Source organism: Nocardia sp. NPDC019395, from assembly GCF_040632335.1.
Classification (GTDB): Bacteria; Actinomycetota; Actinomycetes; order Mycobacteriales; family Mycobacteriaceae; genus Nocardia.
Window position 1 is genome coordinate 96,583 of record NZ_JBEYBT010000016.1, and the last position, 21,212, is coordinate 117,794.

The 21,212-nt window shown below is 69.3% G+C and carries 15 protein-coding genes; 8 read left to right on the plus strand and 7 right to left on the minus strand.

The features are described 5' to 3' along the window. The first annotated feature begins 99 nt into the window (after positions 1-99). Both ABZ827_RS25940 and ABZ827_RS25945 read left to right on the plus strand, forming a co-directional pair. Positions 100-804, plus strand: coding sequence for an enoyl-CoA hydratase-related protein (locus ABZ827_RS25940; RefSeq protein ID WP_357241709.1), 705 nt, complete (start codon positions 100-102; stop codon positions 802-804). Between the two features lie 227 nt (positions 805-1,031). Continuing rightward, positions 1,032-2,234, plus strand: coding sequence for a M20 family metallopeptidase (locus ABZ827_RS25945; RefSeq protein ID WP_357241712.1), 1,203 nt, complete (start codon positions 1,032-1,034; stop codon positions 2,232-2,234). 52 nt (positions 2,235-2,286) lie between these two features. On the opposite strand, the gene ABZ827_RS25950 is transcribed toward ABZ827_RS25945, so the two are convergent. After that, positions 2,287-2,766 carry a gamma-glutamylcyclotransferase gene (locus tag ABZ827_RS25950; protein ID WP_357241715.1) on the minus strand — a complete coding sequence of 160 codons (480 nt, stop codon included), beginning with the start codon at positions 2,764-2,766 and terminating at the stop codon, positions 2,287-2,289. Between the two features lie 197 nt (positions 2,767-2,963). Here ABZ827_RS25950 and ABZ827_RS25955 point away from each other — a divergent pair, with 197 nt between their 5' ends. From ABZ827_RS25955 to ABZ827_RS25970, 4 genes are all read left to right on the plus strand, one after another. After that, positions 2,964-4,367, plus strand: a complete 1,404-nt coding sequence (locus ABZ827_RS25955) for an NAD(P)H-quinone dehydrogenase (protein ID WP_357241718.1) — start codon at positions 2,964-2,966, stop codon at positions 4,365-4,367. Between the two features lie 321 nt (positions 4,368-4,688). Beyond that, positions 4,689-5,669 carry a hypothetical protein gene (locus ABZ827_RS25960; protein ID WP_357241721.1) on the plus strand — a complete coding sequence of 327 codons (981 nt, stop codon included), beginning with the start codon at positions 4,689-4,691 and terminating at the stop codon, positions 5,667-5,669. Between the two features lie 565 nt (positions 5,670-6,234). Further along, entirely contained in the window at positions 6,235-6,846 is a 612-nt protein-coding gene (locus ABZ827_RS25965; protein WP_357241724.1) for a hypothetical protein, read from the plus strand. Between the two features lie 82 nt (positions 6,847-6,928). Beyond that, complete coding sequence (locus tag ABZ827_RS25970; RefSeq protein ID WP_357241727.1) at positions 6,929-8,146, plus strand: PLP-dependent aminotransferase family protein; 1,218 nt, start codon at positions 6,929-6,931, stop codon at positions 8,144-8,146. Here ABZ827_RS25970 and glpK read toward each other — a convergent pair. After that, the gene (glpK, locus tag ABZ827_RS25975) at positions 8,128-9,624 is read right to left on the minus strand and encodes a glycerol kinase GlpK (protein WP_357241730.1); all 1,497 of its coding nucleotides are present in this window, start codon (positions 9,622-9,624) and stop codon (positions 8,128-8,130) included. The two genes, ABZ827_RS25970 and glpK, sit on opposite strands and share 19 nt — an antisense overlap. 279 nt (positions 9,625-9,903) lie before the next feature. On the opposite strand from glpK, the gene glpD reads away from it, so the two are divergent. Continuing rightward, positions 9,904-11,637, plus strand: a complete 1,734-nt coding sequence (gene glpD / locus ABZ827_RS25980) for a glycerol-3-phosphate dehydrogenase (RefSeq protein ID WP_357241732.1) — start codon at positions 9,904-9,906, stop codon at positions 11,635-11,637. A 4-nt stretch (positions 11,638-11,641) separates the two neighbouring features. Here the strand turns inward: glpD and ABZ827_RS25985 are convergent, their stop codons facing one another. From ABZ827_RS25985 to ABZ827_RS26000, 4 genes are all read right to left on the minus strand, one after another. After that, the gene (locus tag ABZ827_RS25985) at positions 11,642-11,836 is read right to left on the minus strand and encodes a hypothetical protein (protein WP_357241735.1); all 195 of its coding nucleotides are present in this window, start codon (positions 11,834-11,836) and stop codon (positions 11,642-11,644) included. Positions 11,837-11,949: 113 nt separating this feature from the next. Continuing rightward, positions 11,950-12,729 carry a DNA-formamidopyrimidine glycosylase family protein gene (locus ABZ827_RS25990; RefSeq protein WP_357241738.1) on the minus strand — a complete coding sequence of 260 codons (780 nt, stop codon included), beginning with the start codon at positions 12,727-12,729 and terminating at the stop codon, positions 11,950-11,952. A 675-nt stretch (positions 12,730-13,404) separates the two neighbouring features. Further along, a complete protein-coding gene (locus tag ABZ827_RS25995) occupies positions 13,405-18,000 on the minus strand; it encodes an ATP-dependent helicase (protein ID WP_357241741.1) in 4,596 nt (1,531 codons plus the stop codon). A 52-nt stretch (positions 18,001-18,052) separates the two neighbouring features. Continuing rightward, a complete protein-coding gene (locus tag ABZ827_RS26000; RefSeq protein ID WP_357241744.1) occupies positions 18,053-18,301 on the minus strand; it encodes a hypothetical protein in 249 nt (82 codons plus the stop codon). Positions 18,302-18,403: 102 nt separating this feature from the next. Here ABZ827_RS26000 and ABZ827_RS26005 point away from each other — a divergent pair, with 102 nt between their 5' ends. After that, positions 18,404-18,955, plus strand: a complete 552-nt coding sequence (locus ABZ827_RS26005) for a histidine phosphatase family protein (RefSeq protein WP_357241747.1) — start codon at positions 18,404-18,406, stop codon at positions 18,953-18,955. Between the two features lie 14 nt (positions 18,956-18,969). Here ABZ827_RS26005 and ABZ827_RS26010 read toward each other — a convergent pair whose 3' ends face one another. After that, positions 18,970-20,709: a protein kinase gene (locus ABZ827_RS26010; protein WP_357241750.1), complete on the minus strand. Its 1,740-nt coding sequence runs from the start codon at positions 20,707-20,709 to the stop codon at positions 18,970-18,972. Positions 20,710-21,212: the final 503 nt, after the last annotated feature.

The following is a 21,212-nucleotide window of genomic DNA, read 5'->3' on the forward strand; positions in this document are numbered from 1 at the left end:
TGTATGGCCTATCCGCCTCGCGGACCGCCGATACCGAGTGCGCGGGCCTCGGCGCCGTCCGCTGTCGGGGTTCCGACGTTCTGGCGATACGCTGCACGTATGCCGTACCTGGAACGCGATGGGAACGTTTTCGTGTTGTCGCTGGGCAACGAGGGCCAGACCGACAACGAGAACCGGTTCAGCCACGCCTGGATCGACGAGACACACGCCCTGCTGGACACCGTGGAGGCGAGTGAGGGGCCCGCCGCCCTGGTCACGACAGCCACCGGAAAATTCTTCAGCAACGGCCTCGATACCGACTGGTTGTTCGCCAACCTCGACCGGATGCACGGCTATCTCGATCTCGTGCACGGCGTCTTCAGCCGGATCCTGGCCTTCCCGCTGCCCACCGTCGCCGCGGTGAACGGGCATGCGTTCGGCGCGGGCGCGATGCTGGCGAGCTCACACGATTTCCGGGTCATGCGGGCGGATCGCGGCTACTGGTGCCTGCCCGAGGTGCACCTCGGTATGCCGTTCACAATCGGGATGAACGCACTGGTCACCGGCCGTCTGACCAACCAGGTGGCGTTGACCGCGATGACCACGGGCCACCGCTTCGGCGGCGCTGAGGCACTGGCGTCGGGAATCGTCGACGAAACCGTCGACGCCGATCGATTGCGCGCCGCGGCCGTCGCCCGGGCCGCGGAACTGGCCGCCAACCGCACCCCCAGCCTTCCGGTGATCAAACGCTCACTGCACGCGGCCGCCCTGGCCGGGCTGGCGGTTCCGAATACGGCGGATAACCTGGCATTCGCCAAGAGTTAGCATCCGGGATTCTGCCCCCGCGCCCGCCCATCGGGCGGTCACAGCGGGGATGCCGCCGGGCACAGATCCGGCCGTGGTGCGAAACTGGAGGTAACGGCCGTTCCTCGGCGACGAGTAGAACCGCCGATCTGTACCGCGACACCGGTCGCGGGCGATATGTGTTACGGGTCGCCCCGGCACACGAGAAGTGGTTCACAGCCGCTCGTTCTACGACAGGAGGACATTCGGTGAGCACAACCGGCCGTTCGGTGCGCGACGGACAGGACGCGGTGACAGCGTGGCTGGCCGAGCACACGGTCGATCTCGTGCACTGGCGGCGGCATCTGCACGCCAACCCGGAACTGTCCCGCACCGAGTTCGCCACCACCGAATTCGTCGGTACCTGGCTGACGAAGGCCGGCCTGTCGTTCCGGGTGCTGCCCAGCGGAACCGGCCTGATCTGCGATATCGGACCCGTCGACGCGCCCCGGATCGCATTGCGCGCCGATATGGACGCGCTGCCGCTGCAGGAGTTCACCGGCCGCGATTTCGCCTCCACCGTGCCCGGCGTCTCGCACGCCTGCGGTCACGACGCGCATACGAGCATCCTGCTCGGTACCGCGCTGGCCCTGGCCGACGCCGACCTGCCGGTCGGGGTGCGGCTGATCTTCCAGCACGCCGAGGAAGTGATGCCCGGCGGCGCGCTGGACATGGTCGCCGAAGGCGCCGTCACCGGTGTGGACCGGATCTTCGCGCTGCACTGCGACCCGCGGCTCGAGGTGGGCCGGGTCGGCATCCGGGTCGGTGCGATCACCTCCGCGGCCGATACCGTCGAACTGGTCCTTGACTCACCCGGCGGGCACACCTCACGACCCCACCTGACCAGCGACCTGGTCTACGCCATCGGCACGGTCATCACCGGCCTGCCCGGCCTGCTCACCCGCCGCATCGACCCACGTACCAGCACGGTGATGGTCTGGGGCGCGGTCAGCGCGGGTAAAGCGCCCAACGCGATACCGCAGACCGGAATGCTCACCGGCACGGTCCGCACCGGCGACCACGCGACCTGGGCACTGCTGGAACCGACTGTCCGCGAGATCGTGGACAGCCTGCTCGCACCCACCGGTGTCCGCTTCCAGCTCGACTACCGGCGCGGTGTCCCGCCGGTAGTCAACGACGAGCATTCGGTGCGGATGCTCAGCGACGCGGTCCGCGCCATCGGCCCGGACGCACTCGCCGATACGCCGCAGTCGGGTGGAGGCGAGGATTTCTCCTGGTACCTGGAGGAAGTCCCGGGCGCGATGGCCCGGCTCGGGGTGTGGTCGGGCGAGGGGCCTCAGCTGGACCTGCACCAACCGACCTTCGACCTGGACGAACGTGCCCTCGCGGTGGGGGTTCGGACGTTCACCAACTTGGTTCTCGGCGCCGGACAGGAACTGACAACCAGCTGAGGTGAGGTCGGGCTGGTGGCTCGGTGAAGACGCGGAGCCGGCCGAGCCCGGCTCAGCTGAAGTTGTTTCCCGGGCCGACGTTTCGGCTGTTGCGGGTGCGCAGGGCGTGGACATAATCCGCTGGGGCACCGGCTTTTTCGGCGGCGTCGGCCATCACGCCCAGGTAGCGGGCGGAGGGGAGGCCGCCTTCGTAGGCGTCCAGTACGTACAGCCAGGCCAGGATCGGGTCGGTGCCGCTGCCGGGGCTGGGGGTCACCCGGAGGCGGATCTTGCGGTGGATTCCGAAATCCGAGCCCTCCCAACGGTCCAGCCGCTGTTCGTCTTCCGTGGAGACGTCGTAGAGCACTACGAAGACGCGGGAACCGGGCTCTTCCACGACAGTGGCGAGCGGACCTTCCCAGCCGATATCGTCCCCGCTGAAAGTGAGGCGCCAGCCCTCCAGCCAGCCCGTCCCGGACATGGGGGAGTGCGGACAGCGCTCGAGCATCTGGGTCGAATCCATATTGGACCCGTAGGCAGCGTAGATCGGCACACCGGCAGCTTAGTTGTGTCATGGCCCGCTCCGGTACGGGGCGTCGTAAATCGTGCTGGGAAACATGCTTCGGTGGCGGCGACGCGCTGATCCGGCCGTGCGCGGGCGGCGAGAAGGCACCCATTAGGCTTACCTCGGCGAGTGAGGGCCGCGACGCTGCCGCGCGCCGGCGCGGGTGATCAGGACAGGGGACATCTATGACCCGCATTGCAATCATCGGCGGCGGACCCGCGGGCTACGAGGCGGCGCTGGTCGCGGCCCAGCACGGTGCCCAGGTCGAGCTGATCGATTCCGACGGGATCGGCGGGGCCTGCGTGCTGTGGGACTGTGTCCCGTCCAAGACGTTCATCGCCTCCACCGGGGTGCGCACCGATCTGCGGCGTGCCCGCAATCTGGGCATAACGCTGGATCCCAGCCAGGCCGAGGTGCGCTTGCCGGAGGTCAACGAGCGGGTGAAGGCGCTGGCGTTGGCGCAGTCCTCGGATATCCGGTCCAAATTGCAGGCGGCGGGGGTCCGCGTGCTGCCGGGCCGGGGCCGATTGGCCGGGCCGGGTTCGGGAAGGTCCACCCATCAGGTCACGGTGAGCTACCCGGACGCGACCGAGGACACCGTGGAGGCCGAGGTGGTACTCCTCGCGACCGGCGCGTCACCGCGGGTGCTTCCCGGCGCCGAGCCGGACGGGGAGCGGATCCTGAACTGGCGCCAGCTCTACGACCTGGATGAATTGCCCGAGACGCTGGTGGTTGTCGGTTCGGGTGTCACCGGCGCGGAATTCGTCTCCGCTTATACGGAAATGGGCGTTCGTGTGATCCTGGTCTCCAGCCGGGACCGGGTGCTGCCGGGCGAGGACGCCGATGCCGCACTGGTTCTCGAGGACGTTTTCGCCGAGCGCGGTGTGGAACTGGTCAAACATGCCCGCGCGGACAAGGTGGAACGGACGGCGGACGGGGTACTGGTGACCTTGGCCGACGGTCGCACCGTCACCGGTTCGCACGCCCTGATGACGGTGGGCTCCACGCCGAACACCGCGGATCTCGGTTTGGATCGGGCCGGTATCGAACTCGACCGCGGCGGATATCTGCGGGTGGACCGCGTCTCCCGCACCGCCGTCCCGGGGATCTACGCCGCCGGTGACTGCACCGGCCTGCTGCCACTGGCCTCGGTGGCCGCTATGCAGGGCCGGATCGCGGTGTACCACGCGCTCGGCGAGGGTGTGAGCCCCATCCGCCTCAAGACTGTGGCCGCCGCGGTGTTCACCCGCCCGGAGATCGCGACGGTAGGGGTGAGCCAGACTGCCATCGACAACGGTGAGGTACCGGCCCGGACCGTGATGCTGCCGTTGAACACCAACCCCCGAGCGAAGATGTCGGGCCTCCGCCGCGGTTTCGTGAAGATCTTCTGCCGCCCGGCGACAGGCGTGGTGATCGGCGGCGTGGTGGTCGCCCCCATCGCCTCGGAACTGATCCTCCCGATCGCCCTCGCGGTCGAGAACAACCTCACCGTCAACGACCTGGCGCAAACCTTCTCCGTCTACCCCTCGCTCACCGGCTCGGTCATGGAAGCTGCCCGCCAGCTCATGCGCCACGACGACCTGGGGTGAGTTGCGGCGCGCGGGGGAGCCGCCTCACCCAAGAGTGAACGCTCAGTCTTACTGCCTTCGGTGAACTTTCGCCGGATTGCCGGAAGTGCTCGAGTGTGATTGACTTCCGAGGCAGAGAGTGCGATCGGCGGGCGGTCGCGAGGTTTGGTGCCGGGGGGTTCTTCCTTTCGGACTCGGACAGCGAACGGCCCACCCGGGTCCATCCGCTGGAGTCGCGCCTCCGATGAGGCAGAACTGGTTGTGGTCCACACACGGACTGCTTCCGGGAAAGGGATTGGGCGAATAGTGAAACATCGTAAGCCGAGCCGGGCGACTCGGGCGGTGGCGAGCACTTCGCTGCCGCTCGCGACCGCAGCGGCCATGGCCATCTTCGCATCGCCGGCGGGGGCCGTTCCAGGTGATCAGCCGGCTACCCCGACCACTCCGGCGCCCGCGCAGCCGGGCACCACTCCGGAGCAGGAAGGCCCGGAGACCACGCCGAGCCAGCCCGGTGTGCAGAACGAGAACGGGGATCAGCCGGGGAGCACCCCCACGCCGAGCCAGCCGGGGGTTACGACGCCCGGTCCGGGTGAGGAAGGCGAGCAGGGCCTGACGGGGCCGACCCAGCCGGGTGTCACCACCCCGCGTGTGGCTCCGCTGCCCGTTCCGGGCCAGGACGAGAAGGTGCAGCCGGCGGTCACGCCCGATAAGCCCGAAGGGCAGCAGCCCCCGGCGCCGGCGAAGCCGGGCGATCAGCCGGCGCCCCCGGAGGCCGGCGGTGACGCGCAGGCCCCCGCCCCGGGCACCGAAGCCTTGGTTCAGCCGCAGAGTCCGGAGTGGGAGGCACCGCGTCTGCAGTCGGCGCCGGTGGCGCCGGTCGTCGAGATGCAGGGCCCGCATATGGAGGTCGGTGCCGCGATCGACGGTGCCGCGCTGGCTCCCGGGCATTTCGCGAACACCCACCACTTCACCAACGAGTCCGGCTATGTCGGTACGGCCGGTTTCCGGACCCCCACGGGTACGGGCGAGGCCGGTATCTCGGTGGAGTTCGTCGACCAGAACACGATCAACGTGTCCACCTTCACCGGTGGGAACGGGCTGCCGGACCATCGGCTCGACCACACGATCGACACCACTCCGGTGAACACCGCCAAGGCGGCCGTCGAGCACTGGATCGCCATGCAGCCGGGTGGTGCGGACGCACTGAAGGCGGCATCCGAGATTCCGCCGCCTCCGCCGCTGCTGCCGCCGGGTAACTACGCGGATCAGACAATCAACGTCGCTGGCGTCAACACCCAGTGGGGTGGTTCACTCCAGTACTGACACGAGTGAAATCTTGCCGGGTGGGGCGGTCGAGTGCGGCCGCCCCACCCGCGTGTCTCGAAAGGGATAGGCCGTGACCGGCGAGGGCGAAGGTAAAGGGCGCGAACCCGATCGGGCGGATTTCGGTCCCCCCACGGGGGACTTCGGACCGCCGGTATCGGAGTTCGGACCGCCGACGGGTGAGCTGCCGGTGGCGGGTTGGAAGCCGGAGGGCGCGGATAATCCGGAGTTGGCGTGGCGGCCGGCGGGTACCACGCCCGGCACACCGGCGGAGCCGCCGCCGGTGCCTCCGCCACCCCCGCAGTATCGTGCGCCGGACAGTTCCACACCGGCATACCCGCCGCCGACCGGTGATTCGGCACCGGGTGTGCGTTCAGGTCCGGGCGACCCCGATGCCACAGTGCGCCAGCAACGGCCGAGGGACTCGTCGGCGCAGCGCGAGCCGGGTCCCGATCGGGTACCGGAGTCGGATCAGGCGACCGTCCGACACAGCACCGCCGGCGAACCGCGATGGTCTGCCCCGAACCAATCGGGTGGCCCGGGTTCCGGCCCGGCCGGTGGTTCGGTGCGTCCGCGTTCGGGCGGTCTGTCCTGGGACAGCGACCCGATCGCGCAGAAACTAACGCCGCAGTCGGTATCGAGCGCGCTGGCAGAGAAGCCCCGCCGCCAGTTGCCGGTCGGCACGATCGTCGCGGTGGCGGCGGTGGTCGTCGCGTTCATCGCGGTCGGTGTCGCGATTGTCGTGGTCCGGGGTGGCGGGGGCGAGCCCGGGACCGGGCCCACAGCGGAGTCGATCGAGGGGCTGAGCTGCCCGGCGACTCAGGACGGTGCGGTGACGGTCGGTAACGGGGCGGGGGATACGACCAGTGGTCCGGATGCGGTTCTCGGGTTCCAGTACGCGTTCTACACCCAGCGCAGCGGCGTCGCGGCGCGCGAATTCGTCGCACCGGACTCGCCGGCCATCTCCTCCGCGGAGACCATCCAGGGGGCGATCGACGGACAGATCCCGGCCGGTACGCAGCATTGTGTGCGGATCACCGAACAGGCCGCGAACGAGTTCGACGTGGATCTCACCGAGCGCCGGCCGGGCGGGAAGACGACGGTGTACAAGCAGACGGTTACCACCGTGGAACGGGACGGCAAGACTGTGTTGTGGGTGATCGCCGATCGCCACTGATCTCATAATTTGAGATCACAGTTTCATATATTGGTTTTCATGGGATGATTGGGTATCTACCAGGTAATACCCGGAGGCTCCCATGTCCCACGATGCTGCGCCGCTGGCCGGAAAACTGACCGGCCTCACCAGTTCCGCCATCCGCGATCTGCTGAAACTCACCGCGAAAGCGGATGTCATCAGCCTGGCCGGAGGTCTGCCCGACGCCGAGCTCATGCCCGGTCCGCGTATCGCGGCCGCGGCGGAATCGGCCCTGCGCAACCCTGCGGCGCTGCAGTACACCGAATCCCCCGGGTGGGGTCCGCTGCGGGAGGTACTCGCCGAACGGGAATCCGCGCGAATCGGCCGGCCGGTCGGGATCGACGAGGTATTCGTCACCCACGGCTCCCAGCAGGCACTGTCGTTGCTGGCCGAGGTGCTGCTCGACCCCGGTGCGCTCGTCGTGGTCGAGGATCCGGCCTACGTCGGCGCGCTCCAGGTGTTCCGGGCGGCGGGGGCGCGGATCGTGGCGGTGCCGCTGGACAGTGAGGGGATGCGGGTCGACCTGCTCGAGGAGCTGATCGCCGCCGGCGAGCGACCCGCGGTCGTGCATACGGTGAGCAATTTCCACAACCCGGGCGGCGTGACCATGAGCGCGCGGCGCCGGCGCGCGCTGGCCGAGGCGTCCGAGCGGCATCGCTTCTGGGTGATCGAGGACGACCCCTACGGTGAGTTGTGGTTCGACCGGCCCGCGCCGGAACCCGTCGCCGCATACTCACCCGCGGTGATCCGGTTGTCCTCGGCCTCGAAGATCATCGCCCCGACCCTGCGGGTGGGGTGGATGGTCGCCCCGGAACGTGTCTGCCGGGCCGTTGAACTGCTGAAACAAGGCGCGGATCTGTGCGGTTCGGCGCTCACTCAGCAGATCGCGGCCGAACTGCTCGCCGATACCGGCTGGCTCACCGGCCATATCGATACGGTGCGCGGTGTCTACGCGGCCCGGGCCGCCGCCCTGGTGGACTCGGTCCGGGACCGGTTCGGTGACCGCCTGCGCTGCAGTCCGGCATCCGGGGGGATGTTCGTCTGGGCGGAATTCGCCGACGGCACCGATACCGCCGAACTGCTGCCCCGCGCGCTCGACGCGGGTGTCGCCTTCGTCCCGGGGTCGGCGTTCGCGGTCAGCACGCCGTACTCGCACGCCATGCGGATGTGTTTCACCACCGCCGCGCCGGACGACCTGGCCGAGGCGGTAGCCCGCTTGGCGCGCGCGGTGGATCTGCCGGTGCCGGTCGGGGCGGCCGGTCAGTCCGCCCAGTCGTAGGTCCGGTCCACGGCCTTGTTCCAGTCGCGCAGGCGCGCGTCGCGATCGGCGGCGGACATGGCGGGGGTCCAGGTCTTGTCGGCGGCCCAGTTGGCGCGGATATCGTCGGTGCCCGCCCAGTAGCCGACCGCCAGTCCCGCGGCGTAGGCGGCGCCGAGAGCGGTGGTCTCGTTGACCAGCGGCCGGACCACCGGCAGGTCTAGGATATCGGCCTGGAATTGCATGAGCAGATCGTTGGCGACCATCCCGCCGTCGACCTTGAGCGCGACCGATTCCAGCTCCAGCGATCGGGCCGCGGCGTCCGCGCGCATGGCGTCCATAACCTCGCGGGTCTGGAACGCGGTCGATTCCAGGATCGCGCGGGCGAGATGGGCCTTGGTGACGAACCGGGTGAGGCCCGCGATAACGCCGCGGGCATCGGGCCGCCAGCGCGGCGCGAACAGCCCGGAGAACGCGGGAACGATATAGGCGCCACCGTTGTCGTCGACGGTGCGGGCCAGATCTTCGATCTCCGGCGCCGAATCGATGATCCCCAGGTTGTCCCGGAACCACTGCACCAGCGCACCGGTGACGGCGATCGACCCCTCCAGCGCGTATACCGGCGGCTGATCGCCGAGCCGGTAGCAGACGGTGGTGAGCAGACCGTGTTCACTGAAAACCGGTGTGGTGCCGGTATTGAGCAGCATGAAATTGCCGGTGCCGTAAGTGTTCTTGGCCTCACCAGGGGCCAGGCAGGCCTGGCCGAAGGTCGCGGCCTGCTGATCACCGAGGATTCCCGCGACCGGGATCCCGGCCAGTGGCCCGGCCGAGATTTCCGCGTAGACCTCCGACGAACTGTGGATCTCCGGCAGCATCTGCATCGGCACGCCGATCTCCTCGCAGATCCGGGGGTCCCACCGCAGACTCCGCAGGTCCATCAGCAGCGTCCGGGAGGCATTGGTGACATCGGTGATGTGCCGGCCGGTCAGGTTCCACAGCACCCAGCTGTCCACGGTGCCGAAGCACAGCTCCCCGGCCGCGGCCCGCTCCCGGGCGCCCGGGACGGTATCCAGGATCCAGCGCACCTTCGGCCCGGAGAAATACGTCGACAGCGGCAGTCCGGTGCGGTCGGCGTAGCGGCCGGTGCCGTGCTCGCCGGCCAGTTCGGTGCACAGCCGGTCGGTACGGGTGTCCTGCCAGACGATGGCGTTGTGAATGGGCCGGCCGGTCTCGCGCTCCCACACCACCGTCGTCTCGCGCTGGTTGGTGACACCGACCGCCGCGATATCGCCCGCGCGGGCTCCCGCGTCGTCCAGTGCCGCACCGAGTACGAATTCGGTATTACGCCACAGTGTTTCGGGGTCGTGCTCGACCCAGCCCGGTTTCGGGAAGATCTGGTCGTGTTCCCGCTGGGCGACCCCGGCGATCTGCCCCGAACGGTCGAAGAGGATGCATCTGCTCGAGGTCGTGCCCTGATCGATGGCGGCCACATAGCGCATGGCAGGAGGCTAGCGCAATCACGCATATCGGTGACGGGTGTCTCGCTGCGGGCCCTTGCGGCTCGATTGCGCCTAGTGTTGCTGTCGGGTGGTACCCCGCCGCAGCCTGCGCACGGCAGCAGCGAAGGCCGGGGTTACGCCTACGCTGTAGATCGAACTCGCGGAAACCACAGCCGACCTTGTCGAACGCGTACTCCAGGAGTCGAAACCGATGATGCGTTATCTCCGCCTTGGCAACAGACTCTGCCGACCGCATGACTCCGCCTCGAAGGAGGGACTATGACGGTGCAGTCGGGATCGCAGTTTCTAGGTCCGGATCAGCGTCGTACGGCATGGGACCGTCTGGGTAAAGATCATTTCGATGTGGTCGTGGTGGGGGGAGGTGTCGTCGGGGCCGGTATCGCGCTGGACGCCGCCACCCGCGGATTACGGGTGGCGCTGGTGGAGGCGCGGGATCTGGCATCGGGAACGTCCAGCCGCTCGTCGAAGATGTTCCACGGGGGCTTGCGGTATCTGGAGCAACTCGAATTCGGGCTGGTGCGGGAGGCGCTGAAAGAGCGTGAACTCGCCATGGCCAGGATCGCGCCCCATCTGGTGAAACCGCTGCGCTTCCTCTATCCGCTGACCCGCCGTGTCTGGGAGCGGCCGTATGTGGCCGCGGGTTTGTTCCTCTACGACACCATGGGTGGCGCGAAATCGGTTCCGGGACAGAGCCATCTGTCCCGGCACGCCGCGCTGCGGCTGGCGCCGGGGCTGCGGCGCGATTCGCTGGTCGGCGGGATCAGCTACTACGACACGGTGGTGGACGATGCCCGGCACACCATGACGGTGGCCCGCACCGCAGCCCACTACGGCGCGGTGATCCGCACGTCGACCCAGGCCGTGGGTTTCCTACGGGAGGCCGACCGGGTCGTCGGGGTCCGGGTACGCGACAGCGAGGACGGGCGGACCGCCGAGGTCCGCGGGCATGTGGTGATCAATGCCGCCGGTGTGTGGACCGATGAGGTGCAGGCGCTGTCGCGGCAGCGGGGCCGGTTCCATGTGCGGGCATCGAAGGGCGTGCATATCGTCGTGCCCCGCGACCGGATCGTCAGCGATGCCGCGATCATTCTGCGCACCGCGACCTCGGTGCTGTTCGTGATCCCGTGGGGCGCGCACTGGATCGTGGGCACCACCGATACCGACTGGAATCTGGACCTGGCGCATCCGGCCGCCACCAAAGCCGATATCGACTATCTGCTCGACCGCGTGAACGAAGTACTTGTCACGCCGCTGACCACCGAAGATATCGACGGCGTCTACGCGGGCCTCCGGCCGCTGCTCGCGGGGGAGAGCGACGAGACGTCGAAGCTGTCGCGCGAGCACGCGGTCGCCCGTACCGCGCCGGGACTGATCGCTATCGCCGGCGGGAAGTACACCACCTACCGGGTGATGGCCTACGACGCGGTCGACGAGGCTGTGCGGGACATCCCCGCCCGGGTCTCGCCCTCGATCACCGAGAAGGTTCCGCTGCTCGGCGCGGACGGGTATTTCGCGCTGGTGAACCAGACCGTGCAGCTGGCCGAGGAATACGGTCTGCACCCATACCGGGTCGAACATCTGCTGGATCGCTACGGTTCGCTGATCGAAGAAGTCATGGCCCTCGCCGCCGACCGTCCGGAACTCCGGCAGCCGATCAGCGCGGCACCGTCCTATCTGAAGGTGGAGGCGGTGTACGCGGCCGCCGCGGAAGGGGCGCTGCACCTCGACGACGTCCTCGCCCGCCGCACGCGCATCTCCATCGAGTATCCGCATCGCGGCACCGAGTGCGCCGAGGAAGTGGCCCGCCTGATGGCCGGGGTGCTCGGCTGGGACGATGCCGAGATCGACCGGGAGGTTCGCACCTACCTGGCCCGGGTGGACGCGGAGGTCAGATCGCAGACCCAGCCCGACGATGCCTCCGCCGACGCACTGCGGGTCGCCGCGCCCGAACCCCGCCCGGAGATCCTGGAACCGGTGCCGACCGAACGCTGAGCGGTCAGTGCGTGGCGGGATAGTCGGTGGCCGGTGCGGTCGGAGTCGCGGCGGGCCCGAGCTGTGCGGGCGTCGGCCCCGACGGGGCGGTTGCCGGATGCAGCAGGAAGTAGCAGAACACCGCGGTGGCCACGACAGCCAGCACCGCGGACAGCAATTTGCCGGTGACGGCTGCCAGGTGGACGGCTCGGGTGTTCATGGGACTCGCTTCCGGTGCGGTACCCGTGTGTCGTCGAAAAGGTGCCGATTATTACCAGAGCAATGACGACCGTCACACAAGTGGCAACGGCCGATATGCGACAGGCTACGCGCTCACACCGGCGAGACCTGGCATTTCGGACAGAAGTAGATTCCGCGTTCCCGCCGGCTCACCCTGTCGGTGCGTGGTGCCGTCTCCCCCAGGAGCTCGACCCGCAGCGCCGTACCGCACCGCTGACAGGGCCGCCGGCCCCGGCCGTACACCAGCGGCCGCCACGGCGGCTGGTGCGCGGCCCGGTGCAGTACCCGGTGCGCTTCGTTGACGAGGGCCAGTAGATCGTCGATCTCGCCGACAGGGCGCGCCGGGTGGACCTTGCGCAAATAGCAGACCTCACTGCGATAGATATTGCCGATCCCGGCGAGGTTGCGTTGATCCAGCAGCGCCAGGCCGATCGGGAGGTCCGGTTCCCGGGACAGCCGGGCCACCGCCTCGCCGGGGGCCCAGCCGGGGCCCAGCAAGTCGGGGCCGAGATGCGCGATCGCGGCCGGCTCGTCGCCGCGACGCAGCACCTCCACGAGACCGAGGTCGAACCCCACCGCCTCGACCTCGGCGGTACCGAGCACCACCCGGGCGCTGACCCGGGGCTTCGTCCACCGTTGCCCACAGCGGAACACCCGCCAGCTGCCCTCCATCTTCAGATGGCTGTGGATACTGACCGTCTCGGTGCGGACGAAAAGGTGCTTCCCGTAGCTGGCCACACTGTCCACGACCTGGCCACGCAGATCGACAGTCGCGTAGCGCGGGACCCGGAAATCGCTCCGAGTCAGCGTCTCGCCCGCCAGCGCCGCCCGAAGCCGGCCGGCCGCGAGAAACACCACGTCACCCTCCGGCATCGCTGTCCAGACCCGAACCGTGCACGGGCCAATGATACGGGCCCAGAACACCACGTTGTCAGTCTTCGAAGCGCATGCACCGCAGCCGTGAGTCTCAGCGCCGACAGCATGCACCAGGTCACCCGAACCCGCACCACCACAATCCGCCAGAACACACCCCACCCGCGGCAGCCGCCCCCCAACACAATTACCGGCCCCACCGCCGCCCCCACGCGCGTTCAATTCCCCTACCGCCAGCCTGTCCACATGCAATCCACCCCCGTTTCCCGCATGCGGCCCGTCCACTTTGGTGGTTCGGGGCCCGTCTCGTTCTGGAGCGACAGAGCGGGGGAGCGAAGCGGAGGAGCGCCGGAGTGAAGAACGAGACCAAGGGGGCCCCGAACCCGCGACGCCGGAGGCGGCGCCAAAAAACACAGAACCTTCCCGAACTGCCCGACTTGTCACCTTCGCGGTCCAGCGCGCCGAAACACAGCCAAACCCCACGGTGAGCCAAACCTTGTCCCGCGAGATCCGTGCTCACCCCCACCGCAGACGGTCAACCTTGTCCCGCCAGATCCGCACTCGCCCACTCCGCCCCACCCCGCCGCCCGGGCACTTTCAATGCACCTACCTGCACTCTGTCCGCTTGCGACCCCGCCCCTTGCTTCCCCGAATGGGGGGTCGGCCCAACACATCTCATCGCCGCCCCCGTAGCCGCAGCCCGCGCGGGGTCGCGCTGAACCCCGCCGTCGTGAGGAAGCCCGCGAACGTGTTGCCGTGAACCGACTCCCCGTCGACCCGGTCGATAACGAGTGAGTCCACCCGCCCCGAATGCACCAGCTCAGCCAGCGCCGACGCCGCGGAGTGCCGGGCATCCGGGTCTTCGGTGCAGGTCAGCAGGGTCCGCCCGCCTCGCTCCAGGTAGAGCACCAGTTCCCCGTCGACCAGCACAACCAGTGCGCCCGCTTTGCGCCCCGGCCGGTGACCTGCCCCGCCGGCGGTTTTGGGCCAGCCGAGCGCGGCACCGTACGGGTTGGCCGGATCGCACGCCGCGAGCACCAGCGCCGTCCCGGCCGTCCGCCGGTCGCCTTCGAAGGACCGCAGCCGATCCACCACGTCGGTAGTGGAGAACTGGGCTCCGCCGAGCGAATCCACGAAGTAGCCGCGCCGGCACCGGCCGCGGTCTTCGAATTCGCTGAGCACCCGGTACACGAGAGCGAAGCCGCCGGGTACCCCCTCGTTCTGGACCGAGCCCTTGGTCACCACGCCGTAGCGCTCGAGCAGCAGGTCGGCGGTGGCCTGGGCACGGACAGTGTTGTCGGTGTCCCGCTCGGGCAGCAGCGACCAGCGCCCGGCGACCGTGGGCGGTCCCGAACGGGTCGGCATGGCGGGCCGGGGGAGGTATGTGCGTCCGCGGGGGGCCCGCCGAGGCGTGCGGTGCGCGGTCGGTGTCCGGGTCGACCCGGACAGGCGCGCCCGGACGGGAGCGAAGGTATCGCCGGAGACCAGACCCGCCCAGACCAGATCCCACAGCGCGGCCGCCACCCCCGTGTCGTCGAGGACACCCGTCGCGTCGGAGAGCTGGCGGAAGAAGTAGGCGCCGCCACCGCCCCGCAATGCGGTGCGGGACGCCGCGCCGCGACCCGGTTCGAGCGGGTGGTCACCGGACGCGGGGGTCCCCGGGCTCGTGGCCCGGCCGGATGCCGAGCCCGCCGACCACGCGGCGGGCTCGGCACCCAGGGCGGTGAGCAGGGCGAGGTGGAGCTCGTCGAGATCCAGTTCGTCCGGAGGCGGGAGCGTGACGGGAGCCTGGTCGGCTGGGTGCAGGGCGACCCAGCCGTCCTTGGCATTGATGACCCCGTGCCCGGACCAGCGGACCTCGCCGGTGGCCATGAGTTCGTCGAGCAGGGCCGGGCTGTAATCGCGGACGCGGGCGGGTAGTACCAGCGATTCCCACGCCGAAGCCGGTATCGGAACCCCGGCGAGCTGATCGACCACCGCGGCCACCCCGTCGACACCGCGTAATTCACCGCTGCCCACGTGCTGCCAGTCGGGCAGGAAGCGAGCCAGTGCGGCGGTGGCGACCGGTTCGATCTCGTGCCGGGCGGCCGCCAGGCTGCGGCGGCGCAACCTGCGCAGTACCTGGGAGTCACACCATTCCGACCCCGCCGTCTCGGGCGTGAATTCGCCTTCCACCACCCGCTTTTCGGCCACCAGCTGATGAAGTGCCGAGCTGACGACGGCGGTGCCGAGCCCGAACCGATACGCGACCGATTCGGTGCCGAAGGGGCCGTGAGTACGGGCGTAGCGGGCCACCAGATCGCCCAGGGGATCGGGTACCGGTTCGATGAAGGCGGCCGGGGTGCCGATCGGCAGGGGGACGCCCAGCGCGTCGCGGAGCCGGGCGGCGTCCTCGACCGCGGCCCACCAGACCCGGCCCGCGTAGGACACTTCGAGCGCCCGCCGGGCACCGGCCAGTTCCGCGAACCAGCCCGTGGGGTCGTCCAGGCAGCGCTGTCGTGCCTCGTCCGCCGTCAGCGGGCCGAGTAACCGCAGCAGATCGGCCAGACCCTCCGCGTCCCGGGCCTTGCGTTCCGGCGTGAGCCGTTGCAGTTCCAGTTCGGTCTGCGCCATCACCTCGCTGTCCAGCAGTTCGCGCAGTTCGACCCGGCCCAGCAGTTCGGCCAGCAGCCCCGAGTCGAGGGAGAGCGCCGCGGCCCGGCGTTCGGCGAGCGGGCTGTCGCCGTCGTACATGAACTGGCCGATGTAGTCGAACAGCAGGGCGTTGGCGAACGGCGACGGGGTGGCGGTCTCCACTTCGACCAGGCGTACCTGCCGGCGTGCGACGTGACCGAGCAGATCGCGCAACGCGGGCAGGTCGTAGACATCGCGCAGGCATTCGCGCACCGTTTCGAGCAGGATCGGGAAATCCGGGAATTTGCGTGCCACATCGAGTAATTGGGCCGAACGTTGCCGCTGCTGCCACAGCGGCGCGCGTTTACCGGGATCGCGCCGCGGCAGCAGCAGTGCCCGGGCGGCGCATTCGCGGAACCGGGAGGCGAACAGCGCCGATCCGCCCACCTGTTCGGTTACCAGATCGTCGATCTCGTCCGGTTCGAATACGAACAGTTCCGCGCCGGGCGGATCGTCGGTGGTATCGGGTAGACGCACGACGATTCCGTCGTCGGAGGCGTTGGGTGCCGCGTCCACCCCGAACCGCTCGCGCAGCCGGGAGCCGACGGCCAGCGCCCATGCCGCGTGTACCGGCAGGCCGTAGGGGGAGTGCAGTATCAGCCGCCAGTCGCCGAGTTCGTCCCGGAACCGTTCGACGACGAGGGTTCGGTCGGTGGGTAGCCGGCCGGTGGCGGCGCGCTGATCGTCCAGCAGCGCACGCAGATTGGCGACAGCGTTCTCGTCCAGGCCTGCGGCGGTGGTGCGTGCGGTGAACTCCCGCTCGGATTTCTCCGAACCCGCGCGGCGGACGAATTCGCCCAGCGCGGCGCCCAGTTCGGCCGGGCGGCCGAGCGAATCGCCGTGCCAGAAGGGTAACCGGCCGGGGTGGCCGAAGGCGGGTGTCACGAGTACGCGGTCGTAGGTGATGTCCTCGATCCGCCAGCTGGTGGCCCCGAGCGCGAAAACATCGCCGACCCGCGATTCGTAGACCATCTCCTCGTCGAGTTCACCTACCCGCGAGGCTTTCTCACCCACCATGTACACCGCGAACATTCCGCGGTCGGGGATGGCGCCGCCGGAGGTCACCGCCAGTCGCTGGGCGCCGGGGCGACCGGTCAGGGTGCCCGCGTCGCGATCCCAGACCAGGCGCGGGCGTAGTTCGGCGAATTCGTCGGAGGGGTAGCGGCCGGCCAGCAGGTCCAGGATCGCGTCGTAGGACGAACGCGGCAGCGCGGCATAACTTCCGGTGCCGCGCACGGTCTCGAACCAGGTATCGACATCCAGCGGTTCGAGCGCGCAGGCCGCCACCGTCTGCTGCGCGAGAATATCCAGCGGATGCGCGGGTATCTTCAATTCCTCGATTTGCCCGGACAGCATCCGCTGTGCCGCCACCGCGCAGTGCACCACATCGGTGCGGTGTTTCGGGAACAGCACCCCACGCGATATCTCGCCCACTTGGTGCCCGGCTCGGCCGATCCGCTGCAACCCGCTGGCCACCGACGGCGGGGCCTCGACCTGCACCACCAGGTCCACGGCACCCATATCGATACCGAGTTCGAGGCTGCTGGTGGCCACCACGCAGCGCAACCGCCCGCTCTTCAGATCATCCTCGATGAGGGCCCGCTGCTCCTTGCTCACCGACCCGTGGTGCGCCCTGGCCAGCAGCTGTTCGGCGCCGTGGCTGACCTCGGTGGAAGGGCCCATTTGCGCGGGCGGGCCGTGGGTGGTGTCCACCTCGTCCCCGAGCTGTCCGGCATAGGTTTCGTTCAACCGGGCGGTGAGCCGTTCGGCAAGGCGCCGGGAATTGGCGAACACGATCGACGAACGATGGCCGAGTACGAGTTCGACGATGGCCTCGTCCACATGCGGCCACAGCGAACCGGGCTGTTCCGAATCGCCCGGCTCGGTCATATCCGCGACCGGGACCCGGACCGATAATTCGAAGGTTTTGGGTGCGGGCGGGGACACGATGGTGATGGGTGCCGCGCCCACCAGGAACCGCCCCACTTCCGCAGGCGGGCGCACCGTCGCCGACAACCCGATCCGCTGGACCGGCCGTTCGGTGAGCGTATCCAGCCGGGCCAGCGAGAGCGCCAGATGCGAACCGCGTTTGGACCCCGCGATCGCGTGGACCTCGTCCACGATGACCGTCCGGACCCCGCGCAGCGTCTCCCGGGCCGCCGAGGTGAGCATCAGGAAAAGCGATTCCGGTGTGGTGATCAGGATATTCGGGGGTGTGCGCTGTAACCGCCGCCGCTCCGGTGTGGTGGTATCCCCGGACCGCACGCCCACGCTGATCTCCGGTGCGGGCAGCCCGAGCCGCCGCGCCGTCTGGCGGACACCCACCAGCGGCGCGCGCAGGTTTCGTTCCACATCCACCGCCAACGCCTTCAGCGGGGAGATGTAGAGGACCGAGGTACCGTCCACCGGCGGATCGGCGCGGGCGAGTTCGTCGATCGCCCAGAGAAACGCCGACAGGGTTTTCCCGGACCCTGTCGGCGCGACCACCAGGGTGTGTTCACCGGCCGCGATCGCCCGCCACGCCCCCAGCTGAGCGTCCGTGGGCGCGGGGAACGCACCGGCGAACCACTGCTGGGTGGCGGCGGAGAACTCGGTCATGGGCTCCAGTTTGCACCCGGGCACCGACAGGCGGCGGATGCCGCCCGAGTGGTCAGGGCAGGTTTCCGTCGACCAGTTCGGGTTCCGCTGTCTCGGCGACGGGCAGGTCGGGAGATCGGGTATCGCTGATGAGTCCGGCCAGGCGGATCAGATCGTCGGTGCTCACCCCGCCGGCCGGCCGGAACTCCCGGTCGAGCCGGCGGCGGAGAAACTCTGTCCGGGATATCCCGAGCGCATCGGCTTGCCGGTCGATCTCGTCGATAATCGCGCCTGGCACGGCACGGATCAAAATATCTGTCATCCTCGATCACCTCCTGCTGGCAGCGGGGCACGACGGTCCGGGAGCCGGCGTCACGATCAGGGCCGGCGGCCGGTGACAGTTCGGAATTTCTATGCTGCGACGGTGCCTGGTGTTCGAAAACTCGATCTGATCTCCCACGGCGTCACCGAGGCGCTGCGAGCGGCGCGGTTCCCGGCCGACGAACCGCTCACCCCGGCGGGACGGGCGGCGCTGGCGGACCGGGCGGTCGAGCCACCGGCGGACGCACAGGTGCTGGTGGGACCGGAGCGGCGAACCAGAGAGACTGCCCGACTGCTCGGCCTGGACGCCACGCCACTATCCAGGTTACGCGATCTTGACGCCGGTTCCTGGCGCGGCGCCGAACTCGATACGCTCGCGCCGGCGGAGGTCTACCGCTGGCGTACCGAACCCGGCTACCGGGAGCACGGTGGCGAATCGGTACTCGACCTGCTCGATCGGGTCCGGGGCTGGCTCGCCGACCTCACCGCGGCACCGGCCGCCACCACGATCGCGGTGACACATCCCACGGTGATCCGGGCCGTGCTGGTTCTGGCGCTGGAAACCGCGACCGAATCGTTCTGGCGGATCGATGTGGCACCGGGCAGCCGGACCCGGCTACACCACCGCGGCGCGTGGACCCTGCGCCTGCGGTAAGCCGCCGGGCGGCGTCAACCGAGAGCGACCGAGGTTCCGAAGGAGAACGGGAAGTCGCGGAAAGTCATACTCGCGGGCACCGACCCGGCGGGCACCCCGTACACCAGATGGGTGCCCAGGGATTCGCCCGGCTGCAGGGTGCGCGGCGCGGCGGCGGTGGCGGCACGCTGCGCGGTGGCGGTCACGTCCGGACCGTACTTGCCGCCGGCCGTATCGTGCAGTTCCTGCCCCAGCGGCGTATAGGTCTTGGGGTCCGGCGCGATATTGCGGACGGTGAAACTCACCACCACGAAAGCGCCCTGAGCGCGTTCCACACCGACCGCGGTCACATCGGATTCCACGTTCCGCACGACGAACTCGAAACTGCCGTCGCGGACCGGTGTCCCGGCGTCCGCGGTGGTCCGGTCGTCCCCGCCGTAGAAGATATGGATGGATCCCGCTCCGTTGACCAGTGCGGCCGTACACCCGCCGATCAGCAGCAGCGGTACCACCACGAGAACGATCAGCCACAGCAGTAGCCGGCGCAAGCGGCTCTTGCGCCGCCGGGGACGGGGCGCTGGGCGTCCTCGCGGCGTGCGCGGTGCGAGCGGTGGCGGATAGCGGGGCGCGGGCGGAGCCGGAGCCACCGGCCGGCTACCGGGATGCGCGACCTCGTGACCGTACGGTGCCACCGGGGCGCCGTGCCCGGCTTCCAGCCGGGTATAGGACCGCGTCGGGGGATACTCGGGTTCCGCGACCCGGGTCGGCGACGGAACGGGGCCGGCGGGGGCCAGTCCCGTGTACGGGCGGGTACCCGGGTGCGGCGCGGCCTCGTACCGCCGGGTGGCAGGCCGTTCCGGAGCCTCGTAACGGCGGGTGCCCGCCGGGCCGCCGCCGACTTCGTAGTGGCGTGTCCCCGGATGTTCGGCAGCGGGACCGGACGGCGGCAACGCGAGGCCCACCGCGGACGCTGCCGCCCGCGCGAACTCACCGGCGGAGGAAAACCGGTCGCCGGGTTCCTTGGCCAGCGCACGGGCGATGACCGCGTCCAATTGTGTGGCAATCCCCGGGACCAGCGTCCGGACGCTGGGTGGGGGTGTGGTGAGGTGATCGTGCATCTGCCGCGCCGGGTCGGTGTCACCGAACGGGCGCACACCGGCCAGGCATTCGAAGAGCACGCAGCCCAGCGAATAGATATCCGCGCGGGCGTCGGTGTGGCCGGTGAAGCGCTCGGGCGCCATATAGGCCATGGTCCCGACGGCCAGGCCGGAAGCAGTGAGTGCCGTACTGCCGGTACCGTGCGCGATACCGAAATCGATCAGATAGACGAAACCGTCGCGGCGGACGACGATATTCGACGGTTTCACATCGCGATGCACGAGCCCCGCGCGATGCGCGGCATCCAGCGCGGTCGCGGTCTGCGCGACGATCTCGACGGCTCGGGCGGCGGGCAGCGCCCCGCCCCGGGTGAGGATCCGGGACAGATCCTCACCTTCTACGTACTCCATTTCGATGAACAGCCGGCCGTCCAGTTCGCCATGTGCGTGGATCGGCACGATATGGCTGTCGTGCAAGCGGGCGGCGACCTCGGCTTCGCGTTCGAACCGGCTGCGATAGGTCGGGTCCGCGGCGAGTTCGGCGGGTAGCAGTTTCAACGCGACCGGCCGGCTCGGCGGTCCGCCCGCGGTATCGGCCCGGGCCAGCCACACCTGCCCCATACCGCCCTGGCCGAGTAGTCGCTCGAGCCGGTAGCGGCCCAATCGCTGCCCAGCCATGCCCATCCTTCCTGTCACCGTCGCGCCGCGGGTAGCGGCGGGCGCGGTGGACCGGGCCGTCCCGGGCCCGGACTGTACGTCGACCCTAACTGCGAGGGGCGGGTCGGCACAGTGTGAGGTGACCGACCGGGCTGAGGAAGCGCCTGGGCGGCTGGGGATCGGTGTGAGGTTGGGGGAAAGGTTGTTGAAGCGGGCCCCCACCCCGTTCCCCGCATGCTGCGAGTCCGCCTCGGTGGTTCGGGCCCGGTCTCGTTCTGGATCTGCTGGCCCCACCCGTCGCCGCCAGGCGCGTTTGATCATCTACCGCCAGTCTGCCCGTATCCGACCGCACCCCCGTTTCCCGCATGCGGTCGGTCGGCGTTGGTGGTTCGGGGCCCGTCTCGTTCTGGAGCGACCAGAGCGAAGGAGCGCAGCGACTGAGCGCCGGGAGTGAAGAACGAGACCAAGGGGGCCCCGAACCCGCGACGCCGCAGGCGGCGCCAAAAAACACAGAACCTTCACGA

Excerpts from the sequence above, each read along its gene's own strand:
- ABZ827_RS25940 (WP_357241709.1), top strand. The coding sequence starts at position 100 with ATGCCGTACCTGGAACGCGATGGGAACGTTTTCGTGTTGTCGCTGGGC.
- ABZ827_RS25955 (WP_357241718.1), top strand. The coding sequence starts at position 2,964 with ATGACCCGCATTGCAATCATCGGCGGCGGACCCGCGGGCTACGAGGCG.
- ABZ827_RS25970 (WP_357241727.1), top strand. The coding sequence starts at position 6,929 with ATGTCCCACGATGCTGCGCCGCTGGCCGGAAAACTGACCGGCCTCACC.
- glpK (WP_357241730.1), bottom strand. The coding sequence starts at position 9,624 with ATGCGCTATGTGGCCGCCATCGATCAGGGCACGACCTCGAGCAGATGC.
- glpD (WP_357241732.1), top strand. The coding sequence starts at position 9,904 with ATGACGGTGCAGTCGGGATCGCAGTTTCTAGGTCCGGATCAGCGTCGT.
- ABZ827_RS25985 (WP_357241735.1), bottom strand. The coding sequence starts at position 11,836 with ATGAACACCCGAGCCGTCCACCTGGCAGCCGTCACCGGCAAATTGCTG.
- ABZ827_RS25990 (WP_357241738.1), bottom strand. The coding sequence starts at position 12,729 with ATGCCGGAGGGTGACGTGGTGTTTCTCGCGGCCGGCCGGCTTCGGGCG.
- ABZ827_RS25995 (WP_357241741.1), bottom strand. The coding sequence starts at position 18,000 with ATGACCGAGTTCTCCGCCGCCACCCAGCAGTGGTTCGCCGGTGCGTTC.
- ABZ827_RS26000 (WP_357241744.1), bottom strand. The coding sequence starts at position 18,301 with ATGACAGATATTTTGATCCGTGCCGTGCCAGGCGCGATTATCGACGAG.
- ABZ827_RS26010 (WP_357241750.1), bottom strand. The coding sequence starts at position 20,709 with ATGGCTGGGCAGCGATTGGGCCGCTACCGGCTCGAGCGACTACTCGGC.